This is a genomic window from Lentzea sp. NPDC037011, assembly GCF_055607425.1.
Window position 1 is genome coordinate 366,363 of the sequence record NZ_JBVJRT010000001.1, and the last position, 15,299, is coordinate 381,661.

The 15,299-nt window shown below is 70.4% G+C and carries 18 protein-coding genes; 14 read left to right on the forward strand and 4 right to left on the reverse strand.

The window, feature by feature from the left end; all coding sequences use genetic code 11:
• The first annotated feature begins 84 nt into the window (after nucleotides 1–84).
• Nucleotides 85–1,755 (forward strand): MDR family MFS transporter, encoded by a 1,671-nt coding sequence (locus ACZ7CH_RS01830; RefSeq protein WP_360394180.1) that lies wholly within the window; start codon nucleotides 85–87, stop codon nucleotides 1,753–1,755.
• Here ACZ7CH_RS01830 and ACZ7CH_RS01835 read toward each other — a convergent pair.
• Complete coding sequence (locus tag ACZ7CH_RS01835; protein ID WP_360394183.1) at nucleotides 1,653–2,036, reverse strand: VOC family protein; 384 nt, start codon at nucleotides 2,034–2,036, stop codon at nucleotides 1,653–1,655. The genes ACZ7CH_RS01830 and ACZ7CH_RS01835 overlap by 103 nt on opposite strands.
• A 147-nt stretch (nucleotides 2,037–2,183) precedes the next feature.
• Between ACZ7CH_RS01835 and clpB the strand changes: the two genes are divergently transcribed.
• The 7 genes from clpB (at nucleotide 2,184) to ACZ7CH_RS01870 (ending at nucleotide 8,720) form a co-directional block, all read left to right on the forward strand.
• Nucleotides 2,184–4,769, forward strand: a complete 2,586-nt coding sequence (gene clpB, locus ACZ7CH_RS01840) for an ATP-dependent chaperone ClpB (protein WP_360394186.1) — start codon at nucleotides 2,184–2,186, stop codon at nucleotides 4,767–4,769.
• A gap of 102 nt (nucleotides 4,770–4,871) precedes the next feature.
• The gene (locus ACZ7CH_RS01845) at nucleotides 4,872–5,255 is read left to right on the forward strand and encodes a hypothetical protein (protein WP_360394189.1); all 384 of its coding nucleotides are present in this window, start codon (nucleotides 4,872–4,874) and stop codon (nucleotides 5,253–5,255) included.
• A 108-nt stretch (nucleotides 5,256–5,363) separates the two neighbouring features.
• Nucleotides 5,364–6,080: a type III secretion system chaperone family protein gene (locus tag ACZ7CH_RS01850; protein WP_360394832.1), complete on the forward strand. Its 717-nt coding sequence runs from the start codon at nucleotides 5,364–5,366 to the stop codon at nucleotides 6,078–6,080.
• An 88-nt stretch (nucleotides 6,081–6,168) separates the two neighbouring features.
• Nucleotides 6,169–6,942, forward strand: coding sequence for an SDR family NAD(P)-dependent oxidoreductase (locus tag ACZ7CH_RS01855; protein ID WP_458429933.1), 774 nt, complete (start codon nucleotides 6,169–6,171; stop codon nucleotides 6,940–6,942).
• A 37-nt stretch (nucleotides 6,943–6,979) separates the two neighbouring features.
• The gene (locus ACZ7CH_RS01860; RefSeq protein ID WP_360394194.1) at nucleotides 6,980–7,330 is read left to right on the forward strand and encodes a hypothetical protein; all 351 of its coding nucleotides are present in this window, start codon (nucleotides 6,980–6,982) and stop codon (nucleotides 7,328–7,330) included.
• The gene (locus ACZ7CH_RS01865; RefSeq protein WP_360394196.1) at nucleotides 7,330–8,277 is read left to right on the forward strand and encodes a WXG100 family type VII secretion target; all 948 of its coding nucleotides are present in this window, start codon (nucleotides 7,330–7,332) and stop codon (nucleotides 8,275–8,277) included. Before ACZ7CH_RS01860 ends, ACZ7CH_RS01865 begins: the two co-directional genes overlap by 1 nt.
• Nucleotides 8,274–8,720 (forward strand): hypothetical protein, encoded by a 447-nt coding sequence (locus tag ACZ7CH_RS01870; RefSeq protein ID WP_360394199.1) that lies wholly within the window; start codon nucleotides 8,274–8,276, stop codon nucleotides 8,718–8,720. The genes ACZ7CH_RS01865 and ACZ7CH_RS01870 overlap by 4 nt, the downstream gene beginning before the upstream one ends.
• Nucleotides 8,721–8,724: 4 nt before the next feature.
• On the opposite strand, the gene ACZ7CH_RS01875 is transcribed toward ACZ7CH_RS01870, so the two are convergent.
• The gene (locus tag ACZ7CH_RS01875; RefSeq protein WP_360394202.1) at nucleotides 8,725–9,300 is read right to left on the reverse strand and encodes a hypothetical protein; all 576 of its coding nucleotides are present in this window, start codon (nucleotides 9,298–9,300) and stop codon (nucleotides 8,725–8,727) included.
• Nucleotides 9,301–9,371: 71 nt separating this feature from the next.
• Between ACZ7CH_RS01875 and pyrE the strand changes: the two genes are divergently transcribed.
• The 4 genes from pyrE to ACZ7CH_RS01895 are packed head-to-tail and all read left to right on the forward strand — an operon-like array spanning nucleotide 9,372 to nucleotide 12,131.
• Nucleotides 9,372–9,920: an orotate phosphoribosyltransferase gene (gene pyrE / locus ACZ7CH_RS01880; RefSeq protein WP_470373180.1), complete on the forward strand. Its 549-nt coding sequence runs from the start codon at nucleotides 9,372–9,374 to the stop codon at nucleotides 9,918–9,920.
• A gap of 58 nt (nucleotides 9,921–9,978) precedes the next feature.
• Nucleotides 9,979–10,347: a DUF2784 domain-containing protein gene (locus ACZ7CH_RS01885; protein WP_470372959.1), complete on the forward strand. Its 369-nt coding sequence runs from the start codon at nucleotides 9,979–9,981 to the stop codon at nucleotides 10,345–10,347.
• Between the two features lie 10 nt (nucleotides 10,348–10,357).
• A complete protein-coding gene (locus ACZ7CH_RS01890; RefSeq protein WP_470372960.1) occupies nucleotides 10,358–11,023 on the forward strand; it encodes a TrmH family RNA methyltransferase in 666 nt (221 codons plus the stop codon).
• Between the two features lie 25 nt (nucleotides 11,024–11,048).
• Nucleotides 11,049–12,131, forward strand: a complete 1,083-nt coding sequence (locus tag ACZ7CH_RS01895) for a glycoside hydrolase family 76 protein (RefSeq protein ID WP_360394210.1) — start codon at nucleotides 11,049–11,051, stop codon at nucleotides 12,129–12,131.
• Here ACZ7CH_RS01895 and ACZ7CH_RS01900 read toward each other — a convergent pair.
• Together ACZ7CH_RS01900 and ACZ7CH_RS01905 are read right to left on the reverse strand one after the other, a co-directional pair.
• The gene (locus tag ACZ7CH_RS01900; RefSeq protein ID WP_458429940.1) at nucleotides 12,113–12,847 is read right to left on the reverse strand and encodes a sugar phosphate isomerase/epimerase family protein; all 735 of its coding nucleotides are present in this window, start codon (nucleotides 12,845–12,847) and stop codon (nucleotides 12,113–12,115) included. The genes ACZ7CH_RS01895 and ACZ7CH_RS01900 overlap by 19 nt on opposite strands.
• A complete protein-coding gene (locus tag ACZ7CH_RS01905) occupies nucleotides 12,841–13,815 on the reverse strand; it encodes a LacI family DNA-binding transcriptional regulator (RefSeq protein WP_360394215.1) in 975 nt (324 codons plus the stop codon). The genes ACZ7CH_RS01900 and ACZ7CH_RS01905 overlap by 7 nt, the downstream gene beginning before the upstream one ends.
• Nucleotides 13,816–13,848: 33 nt before the next feature.
• Between ACZ7CH_RS01905 and ACZ7CH_RS01910 the strand changes: the two genes are divergently transcribed.
• Nucleotides 13,849–14,694 (forward strand): PfkB family carbohydrate kinase, encoded by an 846-nt coding sequence (locus tag ACZ7CH_RS01910; RefSeq protein ID WP_470372961.1) that lies wholly within the window; start codon nucleotides 13,849–13,851, stop codon nucleotides 14,692–14,694.
• Between the two features lie 23 nt (nucleotides 14,695–14,717).
• Nucleotides 14,718–15,293, forward strand: a complete 576-nt coding sequence (locus ACZ7CH_RS01915) for a nucleoside/nucleotide kinase family protein (protein WP_360394837.1) — start codon at nucleotides 14,718–14,720, stop codon at nucleotides 15,291–15,293.
• Nucleotides 15,294–15,299 lie beyond the last annotated feature (6 nt).

The window sequence follows — 15,299 nt, forward strand, 5'->3', positions numbered from 1 at the left end:
GACGCAGGAGACCGTGGGAAAGTTGTTCTAGCTAACTATTTCCCGATATAGTTGTATGGCATCAACTAACTACTGGAGGTGTGCTTGAACCGGCCCTCGTCGCATCGGGAGATCCTCGAAGCGCTGTCCGGCATCTGGGTGGCGTTGCTCGTCGCGATCCTCAGCTCCACCATCGTCTCGAACGCTCTCCCGACGATCCTGGCCGAGCTCAAGGGCACCCAGACCCAGTACACCTGGGTCATCACGGCGATGCTGCTGGCCTCCACGGCCAGCACGCCGCTGTGGGGCAAGCTCGCGGACCTCTTCGACAAGAAGAAGCTGCTGCAGGCGGGCATCGTGCTGTTCGTCATCGGCAGCGTGCTGTCGGGCCTGAGCCAGAACATGGAGCAGCTCATCGCGTTCCGGGTCGTGCAGGGCCTGGGCATGGGCGGTGTGCAGGCGCTCGGCCAGGTCGTGGTCGGCGCGCTGCTCAGCCCGCGCGAACGCGGCCGCTACAGCGGCTACACCGGCATGGTGATCTCGGCGGGCACCGTCGGCGGACCGCTGGTGGGCGGGTTCCTCGTCGACTGGCCCGGCTGGCGCTGGTGCTTCTTCGTGTGCGTGCCGCTGGCCCTCGTGGCCCTCGCCGTGCTGCACAAGACGCTGCACCTGCCCGTGCAGAAGCAGCACGTGAAGATCGACTACCTGGGCGCCACGTTGATCACCGGCGGGGTGAGCCTGGTGCTGATGTGGGTGTCGTTCGCCGGCAAGGACTTCGCCTGGTTCTCCGGTGAGAGCGCCCTGTACGTCGGCGGTGTGGTGCTCGCGCTGACCGCCGCCTACTTCGTCGAGCGCAGGGCCTCTGCCCCGGTCATCCCGCTGCACCTGTTCCGCAACCGCACGGTCGTGCTGGCGATGCTGGGTGGCATCGCGGTCGGCACGGCGATGTTCGGCGCCTCGGTGTTCATGGGGCAGTACTTCCAGATCGCGCGGGGCTTCTCGCCCACGAAGGCGGGTCTGCTCACGGTGCCGCTGGTGCTCGGGCTGAGCATCTCCTCGACTGTCAGCGGCCAGCTCATCGCGAAGAGCGGCCGGTGGAAGAGCTACCTGGTCTGGGGTGCGTTCTCGCTGGTCATCGGGCTGGCGCTGCTCGGCACGATCGACCACGGCACCAACCTCACGCTGATGGGCGCCTACCTGCTGCTGGTCGGCGTGGGCGTCGGGCTGACCATGCAGAACCTGGTGCTGGCCGTGCAGAACGGCGTGGGCATGGCCGACCTGGGAGCGGCGAGCTCCACGGCGACGTTCCTGCGGTCGCTGGGAGGCACGGCCGGCGTCTCGGTGCTCGGTGCGGTGCTGGCCGCCCACGTGAGCACCACGTCGCTCGACCGCGGCTCCCTCTCCCCGGCCGTGCGCAACTCCTACGGCGACGCGATGGGCGAGCTGTTCCTGATCGCCGCCGGGCTCGCGGTCTTCACCGTCATCGCGGTGCTGCTGATCAAGGAACAGCCGCTGCGGGACTCCGTGGACGTGACGGCGGAGATCACCCCAACGGGTTCTGGCGCACAGACGGTCGCCACCGAACTTGCCTCACCTGTGGATACTGACCAGCGGATTGTGGACAACTCAACCCCTGGTGTGGACAAGCGGTTGATCCGAACGAGTGACGGCGATCATGAGGTCGCGGCACGTTCGGCTGCGCTGCGTTCCACGCAGAACTCGTTGCCCTCGGGGTCGCGCATCGTGACCCAGCCGGTGCCGTCCGCCCTGCGCTGATCGTCGTAGACCGTCGCACCGATCCCCAGCAGCCGGTCGACCTCCTCGTCACGGGAGAGGTCGGCCGGCTGCAGGCAGATGTGCACCCGGTTCTTGACCGCCTTGTCCTCGGGAACGGCGACGAACAGGTAGCGGATGCCGTTCGGCAGTTCGATCAGGCACTCGTCGTCGCCGGGGTTGTCGTCGGGGTGCAGCGGCAGCCCGAGCACCTTGCTCCACCACGACGCGATCTCGTAGGAGTCGCGCGCGTCGACGGTGACGTTGTGGATGATTGAGGTCATGGCGCTGATCTTCGCCCATCCCCGCTCCACCGACGTGCGATTTTCGCGACCTCCGTCACGTTCTCGTAGTTGAGCGGAACAGGCTCAACTTTTCTGACGTTGTGCGGGATGATGGTCCGTGCCGCAGGCTGACCACGAGGTGGAGGAATGGACGCTTTCAACCCGACGACCAAGACCCAGCAGGCCGTGTCCGCGGCCGTGCAGGCAGCGACCCTCAACGGGAACCCCGACGTGGGACCCGTGCACCTGCTCGGTGCCCTGCTGGCGCAGGCGGACGGGTTGACCGCGCCGTTGCTCTCCGCGGTGGGCGCCGACCCGACGCTGGTGCGCAAGGAGCTGGAGCAGCTCTCCCGCGCGCTGCCCAGCGCCTCCGGTGCGAGCGTGTCCGCCCCGCAGTTCTCGCGCGACGCCGTGCGGGTGCTCAGCCGGGCGCAGGAGCTCGCCACCGAGATGGGCGACGAGTACGTGTCCACCGAGCACCTGCTCGTGGGCCTGGCGCAGCACGGTGGCCAGGTGGCCGACCTGCTGCGGCGCAACGGCGCGACGCCCGAGGCGCTGACCGAGGCCTTCACGAAGGTGCGCGGCTCGGCGCGGGTCACCTCGGCCGACCCCGAGGGCACCTACAAGGCGCTGGAGAAGTACGGCGTCGACCTCACCGAACGTGCCCGCAAGGGCGAGCTCGACCCGGTGATCGGCCGCGACTCCGAGATCCGCCGCGTCGTGCAGGTGCTGTCCCGGCGCACCAAGAACAACCCGGTGCTGATCGGCGAGCCCGGCGTCGGCAAGACCGCCATCGTCGAGGGCCTGGCCCAGCGCGTGGTGGCCGGCGACGTGCCGGAGTCGTTGCGCGGCAAGCGGGTCGTGTCGCTGGACCTCGGCTCGATGGTCGCGGGCGCCAAGTACCGCGGTGAGTTCGAGGAGCGGCTCAAGGCCGTCCTCAAGGAGATCACCGACTCGGCCGGCCAGGTCATCACGTTCATCGACGAGCTGCACACGATCGTCGGCGCCGGCGCGACCGGTGAGTCCGCCATGGACGCCGGCAACATGATCAAGCCGATGCTGGCGCGCGGCGAGCTGCGCATGGTCGGTGCCACGACGCTCGACGAGTACCGCGAGCACATCGAGAAGGACGCCGCACTGGAGCGCCGCTTCCAGCAGGTGCTGGTCGGCGAGCCCTCGGTCGAGGACACCGTCGGCATCCTGCGCGGCCTCAAGGAGCGCTACGAGGTGCACCACGGCGTGCGCATCACCGACGCCGCCCTCGTCGCCGCGGCCACGCTGTCCGACCGCTACATCACCGCGCGCTTCCTGCCGGACAAGGCCATCGACCTCGTCGACGAGGCCGCGTCCCGGCTGCGCATGGAGATCGACTCGCGCCCGGTCGAGATCGACACCGTCGAGCGCTCGGTCCGCCGTCTCGAGATCGAGGAGATGGCGCTGGCCAAGGAGTCCGACCCGGCGTCGCTGGAACGGCTCTCCGCCCTGCGCGCCGAGCTGGCAGAGAAGCGCGAGGAGCTGTCCGCGCTGACCGCCCGCTGGCAGAACGAGAAGGGCTCGATCGACAAGGTCCGCACCCTGAAGGAGCAACTGGAGTCGTTGCGCGGCGAGTCGGAGCGCGCCGAGCGCGACGGCGACCTCGGCCGGGCCGCCGAGCTGCGCTACGGCCGGATCCCGGCGCTGGAGAAGGAGCTGGCGGCCGCCGCGGAGGCGTCCACCCAGGAGTCCGCCATGCTCAAGGAGGAGGTCGGCTCGGACGACGTCGCCGACGTCGTGTCCGCGTGGACCGGCATCCCCGCCGGCCGGCTGCTGGAGGGCGAGACCGCGAAGCTGCTGCGGATGGAGGACGAGCTCACCCGCCGCGTCGTCGGCCAGGCCGAGGCCGTGCGCGTCGTCTCGGACGCCGTGCGCCGCACCCGTGCCGGCGTCGCCGACCCGGACCGCCCGACCGGCTCGTTCCTGTTCCTCGGCCCCACCGGTGTCGGCAAGACCGAGCTCGCGAAGGCGCTGGCGTCGTTCCTGTTCGACGACGAGCGGGCGATGATCCGCATCGACATGAGCGAGTACTCCGAGAAGCACTCGGTGGCCCGCCTGGTCGGTGCCCCTCCCGGCTACGTCGGCTACGACCAGGGCGGCCAGCTCACCGAGTCGGTCCGCCGCCGCCCGTACTCGGTCGTGCTGCTCGACGAGGTCGAGAAGGCGCACCCGGACGTCTTCGACGTGCTGCTGCAGGTCCTCGACGACGGCCGCCTGACCGACGGCCAGGGCCGCACCGTGGACTTCCGCAACACGATCCTGGTGCTCACCTCGAACCTGGGCTCGCAGGCCATCGCGAACCCGTCGCTCACCGAGGTCGAGCGCAAGGACGCCGTGCTGGCGGTGGTGCAGCGCCACTTCAAGCCGGAGTTCCTGAACCGGCTCGACGACGTGGTGGTGTTCCACGCCCTCGCCACCGAGGAGCTGACGTCCATCGTGGACATCCAGATCGCCCGCCTGGCCGAGCGCCTCGCCGCGCGCAGGCTGACGCTGGAGGTCACCACGGCCGCACGCGACTGGCTGGCGCTCAACGGGTTCGACCCGGTGTACGGCGCCCGGCCGCTGCGCAGGCTGGTGCAGTCGGCGATCGGCGACCAGCTGGCCAAGGAGCTGCTGGCCGGCGAGGTGCGCGACGGTGACGCGGTGAAGGTCGACGTGGTGGACGACCAGTCCGGCCTGATCGTGGGCCGCGGCGTTTAGTCCCACCGAGCTGGGTTGAGGTGTCGTCGCGGGTGTGGTCAACCCACACCCGCGACGCCGTTCCAGTCCGCCCGATCCCCCGCGGTCGATAGGTTGACCGCCATGGGGGATCTTCGCTTCGTGCGGTTCGAAGGGGTCGAGCCGACCGCCCGCGGCACCTGGCCGGGTGTCTTCGGGCTGGTGAACGGCCTGCGCAGGGCCGGTCGGCTGACCGCGGAGCAGGAGTCGTACTGCCGCGTGAACGGTGACTGGTTCAACGCCGCCTACACCGACCCGTCGACGGTCGACCCGGCCGTGTACGACCGCGAGCTCAACCCCGGTGCCGCCGCGTGGTTCAAGGTCGAGGCGACGCACCTGGTCGAGCGCGTGGCCGGCTACCTGGACATCCTCGACGCCCACGGCGTGCGGTGGCGCAGGGTGGAGTCCGACGACCCCGGCCGCGTCGTCTACGAGGACGCGGACCAGGTCGTCGTCGTGCCCCGGTGACCGGTCGCGGGACCCCCGCCGACGTGGAAACACGGCCCCCGGCCCACGACGCGCGGAAGTGATCTTCGTTCTCGGCTGCCGACCCACTACGCTTCAGCTGTGGGTGGCATACCGGCGTGGGTCTGGTTCACCGTCGCCGCGGTGGCGGGCGTGGCGGGGTTCGCCCTGCTCGCGACCGACCGGGCGCAACGAACCGCGCGTAATCGTGAACGGCGCCGTTGGGCTGCCCTGCGCGGCTGGCAGTTCGAAGAGACAGACCACGTGCTGCCGACACGCTGGGAAGCGGGCGCGATCGCCTACTACGGCACCGGGCTCGCCCGTGACGTGGTCGCCGGTTCGACCTTCACCGCGGACGGGCGGCGCCAGGTCTACGTGCTCGACCACGAGACCGGCGGCAAGGTCAACTCGGTGCTGGTCGGCGTGCGGTGCCGCCGCGCGTTGTCCGTGGTCATCGAGCTGTGGCTGTCGACTGTGCCGTTCCAGCGGGACAAGATGCCGGATCTGCTCGGACCGGTCGGGTCGCGCTACGCGTTCGTGACGGACGTGCCCGCGGCGCGCAAGCTCATCACGCCGGACCTGATCGACGCGGCCGAGGAGATCGGTGGCGACGTCACGGTCGTCTGGCTGGAGAACGACTGGGTACTGGCCTCTGCGCCGCCGAACTCGTCGCCCGCGCGCCTGGAGCGGCTGCTGCGCGACGTCGGCGAGCTCGCGGACGTGATCGACCCGTTCGACGCGGACCCGGCGCGGGACGAGCCCGTCGCGGACGCCGAGGACGAGGGCGGAGAGGTCTACCGGCCGACGTTCGGGCGAAAGCAGACGTAGCTGAGTCGGGTGTGACTCACGTCATACCTCACTCTGCGTGGAACCGCGTGCTTCGGCCCCGGCGGTTTTCCGACTAGCGTGCGGAGCCATGCCAACCGCACTGGTGACCGGAGCAACCGTCGGGATCGGGGCCGCCTTCGCGCGCAGGCTCGCGGCCGAGGGCTACGACCTCGTCCTCGTCGCACGGACGGCGTCCGCTTTGGACGAGCTCGCGAAGCAGCTGCACGACCGCCACGGCGTGCACGTCGACACCCTGCCCGCCGACCTGAGCGACCGCGCTGACCGCCTCGAGGTCGAGGCCCGACTCTCCGAGTCCGCTGTGGACCTCCTCGTGAACAACGCGGGCTTCGCCACCAGCGGCGAGCTCTTCCAGACCGACGTGGAGAAGCTCCAGTCCCAGCTGGACGTCAACGTCGCCACCGTCCTGCGCCTGAGCAGGGCCGCCGTCCCGCCGATGGTCGCGCGCGGCAAGGGCGACGTCATCAACGTGGCCAGCGTCGCCGGCTTCCTGCCCGGCCGCGGCACGAGCTACAGCGCCGACAAGGCGTGGGTCATCGCGTTCTCCGAGGGCATGTCGCTCGCCGTGGCCGGCTCCGGCGTCCGCGTCCTGGCCCTGTGCCCCGGTTTCGTGCGCACCGAGTTCCACAAGCGCGCGAACATCGACATGTCGAAGACGCCGGGCTGGCTGTACGTCGACGCCGACCGCCTGGTCCACGAGGCGCTGCGCGACCTGCGCCGCGGCCGGGTCCTGTCGATCCCCGGCTCCCAGTACAAGGGCATCGTCGGCGCGACGAAGCTGCTCCCCAGGGCGCTGGTCCGCAAGATGGCCTCGCGCTTCGCCGGCGGGCGCGGCCGGACGTGAGCGGAACCATTCAGACCAACCGAGCGTCGGAGCAGCCGTGAGTGAACAGTTCCACGTCGTGCCGGAGGAGCTGCGCGGGTACAGCGAGCTGCTGGACCGCAACGCCCAGCACTTCCTGACCATCAAAGACCACGCGATCTCCAAGGGCGGTGACACCAGCGGGTTCACCGGGCTGCTGTCGTTGCTGCACCCCGTCGTGACCGGGGTGGCGAGCCTGTACGGGGAGACCCTGGACTTCGCCAACAAGATGTTGCTCAAGGACTCGGAGGCGCTGCGCAAGACCGCGGAGCACTACGAGAAGGCCGACGCCATCGGCCTCAAGCTCTTCGACGGTGTCCAGAACAAGCTGGCGAGCGCCCAGAAGGCGCCGCAGGTCGGGGGCAACTGATGACGACGGCGTACGCGGACGTCGAGGACCCCTCGGTCGCGCTGAACAAGGCGGCGGAGGACCGGCCGGGCCGGCAGTCCACCAAGGAGCTCATCGAGAAGGCCGGCTGGAAGATCCAGGGCGTCAACTGGATCTACGAGAAGGTCACCGGCGAGAACCTGGTCGAGTCGCTGATCAACCCGCTGCTCGGCGACTTCGAGAAGATCGACGCCAACGCCAAGGCGTGGGACAACGTCGCGAAGGCGCTGGACTCCGTGCGGCACAACGTCGACGCGGGCGTCGACCAGCTGAACCCGCACTGGAACGGCTCTGCCGCGCAGGCGTTCGAGCGCCGCATGGACACCATGTGGGTCATCGCGATCGAGGCGGACTCGCAGGTCGCCCGCATCATCGGCGACAAGTTCAAGTCGACGGCGAACACCTGCCGCACGCTGACGGGCCTCGCGCTGTCGCTGCTCGACTACCTGTGCCAGAAGCTGATGGAAGCGGTGATCCTCGCGCCGATCCCGGTGGTCGGCTGGGGCAAGGCCGTGTGGGTCGTCTACGACTGCATCCAGATCGTCGACCGCATCCGCAAGATCATCATCGCGGTGCAGACGCTGATCGAGGGCGTGCAGGGCATGATCAACGGCATCAAGGACATGGGCACCGCCCTGATGAAACTGAAGGACGTCCGCGACGTCAACGACCTGCTCGACGTCGTCGACGGCTACCAGGACGGCAAGGAGAAGTTCGACGACGGCAAGTCCGCGGCCAAGTCCGGGGCGCTGGGCGTCGCGCTCAACGGCTACAAGCTGAACAAGGACATCGGCAAGGCCACCACCCGCTACGACACCAGCAGCGCGTCCAGCGCCGCGTCGAGCAGCTCGTCGGCAGCGGGCAGCAGCTCGTCATCCGCGGCGGGCAGCTCGTCGGCCTCCGGTGGCCAGGGCGGAGGACAGCAGTGACGTTCCCCTACGACCAGGCCCGGTTGCAGGCGCTCGTCGACGGGTTCGACGCCACGACGGCCGCGGTGGAGAAGACCGGCAGGGAAGCCGCCCAGTTCCAGCCGCGTTCGCGTGGGGTGACCGAACAGGACCTCGCCGCGATCGAGCGGTACGCCAAGGGCCCGAACGCGCCCAAGGAGTTCAAGGAGCTCCAGCGGCGCATCGACTCCGGCGAGTTCAGCTGGCAGGACGTCGCGGCCGGCCGCGTGATGGACGACGGCGTGCAGAAGGCGCTCGCCACCGGCGTGCCCGACCTGCGACGCGCCTACACGGCCATCCAGGAGGGCCACGACCTCGACGACATCATCGAGTCGGGCAACCCGTCGCGGCCGCCGGCCCGTCCCGCACGCGGTGACGACGGTGACGACGACGGCCCGCCCGTGTTCAAGGAACGAGTCTGGTGAGCCGCTAGCTCGACAGGAAGTCCGGGATGACGTCGCCGGTGCCGAGGTGGTTCGTCCCCACCCCGCGGACGACGTCGAACGCCACCACGGCCGCGACCGCGAGCGACCGGACGGGGTCGGCGGTGCCGGGGCGGAGCTGAGCGACGTCCCGGCGCACCCGCTTGCCGTTGCGCTTCGTGATCTGTCCGATGTGGAGCTTCAGCACGTCGCCGAGCAGGCAGAGGTGCGTGCCGTTGGCGTCGAGCAGGGCGTACCGGCCCGGTTGCGGCACGATCGAGCCGACCGGCCGCCCGTCCGGCCACGCCACCTTCGTCGGCCGCCTGCCCACGCCGGCCGACTTGGTGATCACGAGCAGCGGCCGGCCGTCCGGTCCGGTGGCGAGCAGGCGGAACGGCGTCCACCGGGACAGGCTCAGGTTGCGCAGGCGGGCGGTGACGAACCCGCGCCTGGTCTCGCGCACCGACCCCAGCAGGGTGTTGCGTTCGTCATAGGCCTCGACCGAGTACCTCGACCCCAGCATCAGCCGCACCGGCGTCCACGGCTGGTCCACCACGAAGGAGTCCGCGCTCAACAGGTTCACGGTGATGCAGGGTATGCGGCGTCTCGGCGGCGCGTGTGCGAAGCTTGCGACCTGTGCGAACTGAACAGGTCTTGGACGCGAACGCGAAGTCGGAACTCGCCCGCTTGGTGAGCGAATTGGCCGTGGTGCACGGCAAGGTGACCCTCTCGAGCGGCAAGGAAGCCGACTACTACGTCGACCTGCGCCGCGCCACGCTGCACCACGCCGCGGCCCCGCTGATCGGCAAGCTGCTCCGCCAGCTCACCGCCGACTGGGACTTCGTGGCCGTCGGCGGCCTCACCCTCGGCGCCGACCCCGTCGCCTACGCGATGATGCACTCCGCCGCCACCACCGGCGACGTGCTGGACGTCTTCGTCGTCCGCAAGGCCGCCAAGGCCCACGGCATGCAGCGCCAGATCGAGGGCATCGAGGTCCGCGGCCAGCGCGTCCTGGCCGTCGAGGACACCTCCACCACCGGCGGCTCCGTCCTCACCGCGGTCGAGGCCCTGCGCGCGGCCGGCGCCGAGGTCGTCGGCGTCGCGACCGTCGTGGACCGCGGCACCGGCGCCCGCGAGGCCATCGAGGCGGAGGGCCTGCAGTACCGCTACCTGCTGGACCTCGACGACCTCGGTCTCGCCTGAGTTTCGTCGAGCGCGGTTCGAGCTACCCCGTCCTGGTCTGGAGGACGGGGTGGTGCGAATGGCCGGGTTCCTCGCGGGAGCCGTTGTGCTCCTGCACTTCGCCGTGCTGGCGTTCCTGCTGGCCGGCGGTTTCCTCGCGTGGCACTGGCGCCGCTTGATCTACCCCCACCTCGCCCTCGCCGCGTGGGCCGTGCTGAGCCTCGTGGTGCCCACCGTGTGCCCGCTGACCACCTGGGAGAACGACCTGCGGGCCGCCGCCGGGATGCCGGTGCTGGAGACCGGGTTCATCGACCACTACATCGACGGCGTCTGGTACCCGGAGAGCGCGTCGACGGTGGTGCAGCTGGTGCTCGGGGCGGTCGTGGTCGTGTCCTGGGCCGGGTTCGCGGCGAGTGCCAGGACGGCCCGGCGGGTGGGCGTTCAGTAACGTCTGGTCCGTGCTGCTCGAAGGGTTCCACGCCGTCAAACACGCCCTGCGCTTCGGCGGGAACGTCACGTCGCTGGTCACCACCAGCAGGCCCGCCGCCGTCGGGCTCGCCGAGTCGCACGCACCGGACCTGGTCGAGGCCTTCTGCCGGGCGACCGAGGTGACGAAGGAGGAGTTCGTCCGCCGGGTCGGCCGCACCCACCCGACCGGTGTCGCGGGCTTCGCCGACCGCCCTGACCTCCCGTTCGACCGCGACGCCCCGGTCGTCCTCCTCGACAACCCGCGCAACCTGGGCAACTTCGGCGCCGCGATCCGGGTGGCCGCGGGCCTCGACGCCGGCGGCGTCCTCTCCACCGGTGACGTCGACCCCTGGCACCCGAACGTCCTCAGAGGATCCGCGGGCCTGCACTTCGCCCTGCCCGTCGCCAAGGCCGGCACCCTCGACTTCGCGGGCCCGCTGATCGCCTTCGACGCCGACGGCGAACCGCTCAGGGGACCGATCCCCGACAACGCCGTGCTGGCGTTCGGCTCCGAGCGGCACGGCCTGAGCGACGAGGTGAGGCAGCGCGCGGCGAAGGTCGTCCGCCTTCCCATGCGCGCCAAGGTGAGCAGTTACAACCTGACGACTTCTGTCGCCATGGGTCTCTACCACTGGGCGGTTCACCGAGCTTCTTGACCGGTCAAGAACTCACCATTGCAGGGTGGTGATCGCGAAACTGCTGGCCGCGCGGGCGGGTGTTGCGGAGCGTGCCGTGCATTCGAGGCACCTGCGACGGGTGTGGGGTGTGCCGGGCACGAGCCTGGGGGCCTGCGGGTGGCCGCCGAGGTTCAGGGACAAGGTCTTCGCGCCGTTCAACTACTGGTGGCAGGCGCACCTGCTCGACTGCATGGTCGACGGGTACGAGCGCAACCCGCTGGAGGCGCGCAGGCAGGCGATCGTGCGGGTGGTCCGCGGCATCCGGGTGCGCAACGTCAGCGGGTGGACCAACGACTACTACGACGACGTCGCGTGGCTGGGGCTGGCGCTGCAGCGGGCGGAGAAGATCGGGGTCGGACGGCCCAGGGCGGTGCGGCAGATCGCGGACCAGCTGCGCGACGGGTGGACCGACCACGCCGGTGGCGGGATCTGGTGGAAGCGCGGCGACGACTTCAAGAACGTGCCGGCGAACGGGCCCGCGGCCATCTTCCTCGCGCGGCAGAACGAGGGGACCGACCTCGCCAAGGCGCGGTCCATCGTGGACTGGGTGGAGGAACACCTGGTCGACCCCTCCGGGCTCGCGTGGGACGGGCTGCACGTGCACCCCGACGGGGAGGTCCGCGAGGTCGAGAAGAACATCTACACGTACTGCCAAGGTGTTCTCATCGGTGCGTGCGTGGAGCTGGCCAAGCACGGGCAGCAGCAGAAGTGGCTGGAGAAGGCCGCGCGCACCATCACGGCCGTGTACGACGACCTCGCCATCGGTGGGGTGGTCAAGGGGCAGGGCGAAGGCGACGGCGGCCTGTTCGCGGGCATCCTCGTGCGCTACCTCGCCCTGGCGGCGGTGGAGATGCCGCGGCTCGACCCCGCGCAGCAGGGGGCCGCCGAGCTCGCCCGTCAGCTGGTGGTGGAGTCGGCGGAGGCGGCGTGGGCCAACCGGACGGTGGCGGTCAGCGGGCCGCTGTTCGGTCCGGAGTGGAGCGTGCCGGCCGAGGAGGCGCAGAGCAGGGACCTGTCGGTGCAGCTGGGCGGGTGGATGTGCCTGGAGGCGGCGGCCCTGCTCGAACGTCACGACGCGGCGAGGTAGCCCAGCAGGGTCCTGGCGTCCTCGCGGAACTGGTCGGCGGAGTCGTCGCGCACGAACTCCAGCAGCACGTTGCGGTCGACGCCGTCGCGTGCGAGCTCGCCGAGGACCGGCTTCCACAGGTCGCGGCGGGCGGACAGGGGCAGGCGGTCGGTGAAGCCGCCGGGGCCCCAGGAGAAGACGTGCGCGGTCACCGGTTCCAGGGTGCGGACCTCGTGCACCGCCGAGAACACGTCCTGGCCGCCGCTCGGCTGCCAGTACGGCACCACGCCGTCGACCTCGTCCAGCAGCCGCACGGCCGAGTCGAGCGTGTCGGTCAGCGTGTTGCGGTGGTACTCCAGCGCGATCCGGGTGCCTGCGGCGTCGGCGTGCTCGACGGCGTGCCGCAGGGCCTCCACCACGGCGCCGCGGTCGGCGCACTCGGCCGAGCCCGCCGTGCCGGCCCACACCCTGACCAGCGGTGCGTCCAGCTCGGCCGCGGTCTCCAGCACGGCGGCGAGCTCCGCGCGGTCCGTCACGCCTGCGCGGTAGTACGAGCCGTAGGCGGCCACCTTCAGGCCCGTGTCCACCGCGCGGCGCGCCGCCGTGAAGTCACCGGGCGGCACGTGCACGTCGGCACCCCACTCGACCGCCTGCAGACCGCAGTCCAGCGCCAGCTCGCCGATCTCGCCGACCGACAGCTGCCGGAACGTCACCGAGACCAGGCCGGGGATCAGCACCCGCAGGACTGCCGGTGCAGCAGCGACGGGGCCAGCCGGATGGTCTCCGCGGGACGGGACGGGTCGGCGATGCGCGACAGCAGCAGCTTCACGGCGGTGCGGCCGATCTCCTCGACCGGCTGGGCCAGTGTCGTCAGCGGCGGGTCGATCAGCGTCGCCCACTCCACCTCGTCGTAGGCCACGACGGCCAGGTCCGTGCCGAGCTTCAGGCCGCGGGCGCGGGCCTCGTGCAGCATGCCGACCGTCACCAGGTGGTCGGCCGCGACGACGGCGGTGACCGGGTCGTCCTGGTCGATCAGCGGCGCGAGCCAGCCGCTCTGCGAGACCAGGGACTCGTCCCACTTCAGGCCCGCGCGGCCGAGGCCGAGGCGGTGGCCGAGGACGCGCTCCTCGGTCGTGGCCACGCCGGCCTTGCCGCAGACGATGCCGATGCGGCGGTGGCCGAGCTCGGCCAGGTGCGTGACCAGGCCGGAGGTGGCCTGCACGTTCTCCGGGCCGACCTGGTCGATGTCCTTCGCCACGGTCAGGCGGTCCACCAGCACGGTCGGGATGCCGAGCCGCTTGAGCTCCGGCAGCACCTGGCTGCCCGCACCGGCGGAGGGCGTCAGCAGCAGCCCGTCGACCCGGCGCGACCGCAGCATCCGCACCGCGACCTGCTCCGACTCGGGCGTGTCCCTGGTGTCGATCAGCACGAGCGAGTAGCCCGCTCTCGTCGCCTCCGACTCGATGGCCGCGATCAGCTCGGCGAAGTACGGGTGGGAGACCAGCGACACCGCGAGGCCCAGCGACTTCGTGCCACCCATGACCAGCGACCGCGCGATGGCGTCACCGGTGTACCCGGTTTCGTCGATCGCCTTCTGCACGCGCTCGCGCGTGTCCCCGGCGACCGGCCTGGTCTCGTTGATCACGTGTGACACCGTGGTGATGGAGACCCCCGCGAGAGCCGCGACATCCCGCATGGTGACCATGGCCGGGACCTTACCCGTTTGGAGGAAGGCCAGATGGCAGCCGTGCTGTGTGTCGGGCTCACAACTCTCGACGTCACCCAGCGAGTGGCCGCGTTCCCCGCTCCCGGCGAGAAGGTCAGGTCGGCCGAGGCGCACCTCGCCCCCGGCGGTCCGGCGGCCAACGCGGCACGGGCGGTGGCCGCGCTGGGCGGATCTTCGTCACTTCTCACCGCCCTGGGCGCCGACGCACTGGGTGAATTCGTGCGGGCCGGGTTGGAGCCGGTCCACGTCGTCGCCGTCGAGGGGACGACGCCGGTGAGCATGGTCGTCGTCAGAGATGCTGATGGGGAGCGCACGGTCGTGTCGCGCAACGCCTCGGTGCCGGTCATCGCGCCGGATTTGTCCGATCTCGTGGCCGCCGCGGACGTGGTGCTCTTGGACGGGCACCACGACGGACTGGCGTTGCCCGCCGCCCGTGCGGCGAAAGCGGCGGGATTGCCTGTGGTGCTCGACGCCGGGAGCTGGAAACCTGTCCTCGATCACCTGTTGCCGCTGGTCGACGTGGCCGCTTGCGCTTCGGGGTTCGAGCGGTCCGCTGCCGAGGTGCACTCGTACGGGGTCCCGCTGGTGGTTCGCACCAACGGCCCCGCACCCGTGACCTGGTCGTGGAACGGCTCGACCGGGGCGGTGCCCGTGCCGGCGGTGCAGGTGAAGGACACGAACGGTGCCGGTGACGTCTGGCACGGCGCGTACGCCTACGCGCTGGCGTCAGGAGCCGACCCGGTCGCGGCCATAGGCTTCGCGTCGCAGGCCGCCGCCGTTCGGGTCGGTGTGATCGGGGACTGGGTTGAGGAGCTGGCACGGTGGCAGGACAGCAGGTCAGGTTCGAAGAGCTGCTAGAGCGGGCCAAGGCGCTCACCGACATGGGTGAACGCAAGATCCTCGGGATCGGCGGAGCTCCCGGCTCCGGCAAGTCGACACTCGCGCGCAGGCTCGTCGAGGCGCTCGACGGGCAGGCCGTGCTCGTCGAGATGGACGGCTTCCACCTCGCGCAGAGCGAGCTGGAGCGGTTGCGGCTGGTCGAGCGCAAGGGCGCGCCGGACACGTTCGACATCCCCGGCTACGTCGACCTGCTCGGCCGCATCAAGGCGTGCGGGCCGGACATGATCTACGCGCCGGAGTTCCGCAGGGAGGTCGAGGAACCGATCGCGTGCGCGGTGCCGGTGCACCCGGACGTCCCGCTGGTCGTGACCGAGGGCAACTACCTGCTGCTCAACTACGACAAGTGGAAGCGCGTCCGGATCATCCTCGACGAGGCGTGGTTCCTGTTCATCGACGAGGACGTGCGGGTGCAGCGGCTCATCGACCGCCACCTGCGGTACGGGCGCACGTTGTCCGAGGCCGAGGAACGCGTGCTGCACGGCACCGACCACGTCAACGCGCTGATGGTGAACTCGTCCAAGGGCTCGGCGGACCTGCTGATCACCGAGGTGCTCTGACCGGGC

What these genes read in the sequence shown, in the direction of transcription:
- ACZ7CH_RS01905 (WP_360394215.1), bottom strand. Translation starts at nt 13,815, where the DNA reads ATGGTCACCATGCGGGATGTCGCGGCTCTCGCGGGGGTCTCCATCACC.
- ACZ7CH_RS01835 (WP_360394183.1), bottom strand. Translation starts at nt 2,036, where the DNA reads ATGACCTCAATCATCCACAACGTCACCGTCGACGCGCGCGACTCCTAC.
- ACZ7CH_RS01865 (WP_360394196.1), top strand. Translation starts at nt 7,330, where the DNA reads ATGACGACGGCGTACGCGGACGTCGAGGACCCCTCGGTCGCGCTGAAC.
- clpB (WP_360394186.1), top strand. Translation starts at nt 2,184, where the DNA reads ATGGACGCTTTCAACCCGACGACCAAGACCCAGCAGGCCGTGTCCGCG.
- ACZ7CH_RS01885 (WP_470372959.1), top strand. Translation starts at nt 9,979, where the DNA reads ATGGCCGGGTTCCTCGCGGGAGCCGTTGTGCTCCTGCACTTCGCCGTG.
- ACZ7CH_RS01855 (WP_458429933.1), top strand. Translation starts at nt 6,169, where the DNA reads ATGCCAACCGCACTGGTGACCGGAGCAACCGTCGGGATCGGGGCCGCC.
- ACZ7CH_RS01915 (WP_360394837.1), top strand. Translation starts at nt 14,718, where the DNA reads ATGGGTGAACGCAAGATCCTCGGGATCGGCGGAGCTCCCGGCTCCGGC.
- ACZ7CH_RS01845 (WP_360394189.1), top strand. Translation starts at nt 4,872, where the DNA reads ATGGGGGATCTTCGCTTCGTGCGGTTCGAAGGGGTCGAGCCGACCGCC.
- ACZ7CH_RS01910 (WP_470372961.1), top strand. Translation starts at nt 13,849, where the DNA reads ATGGCAGCCGTGCTGTGTGTCGGGCTCACAACTCTCGACGTCACCCAG.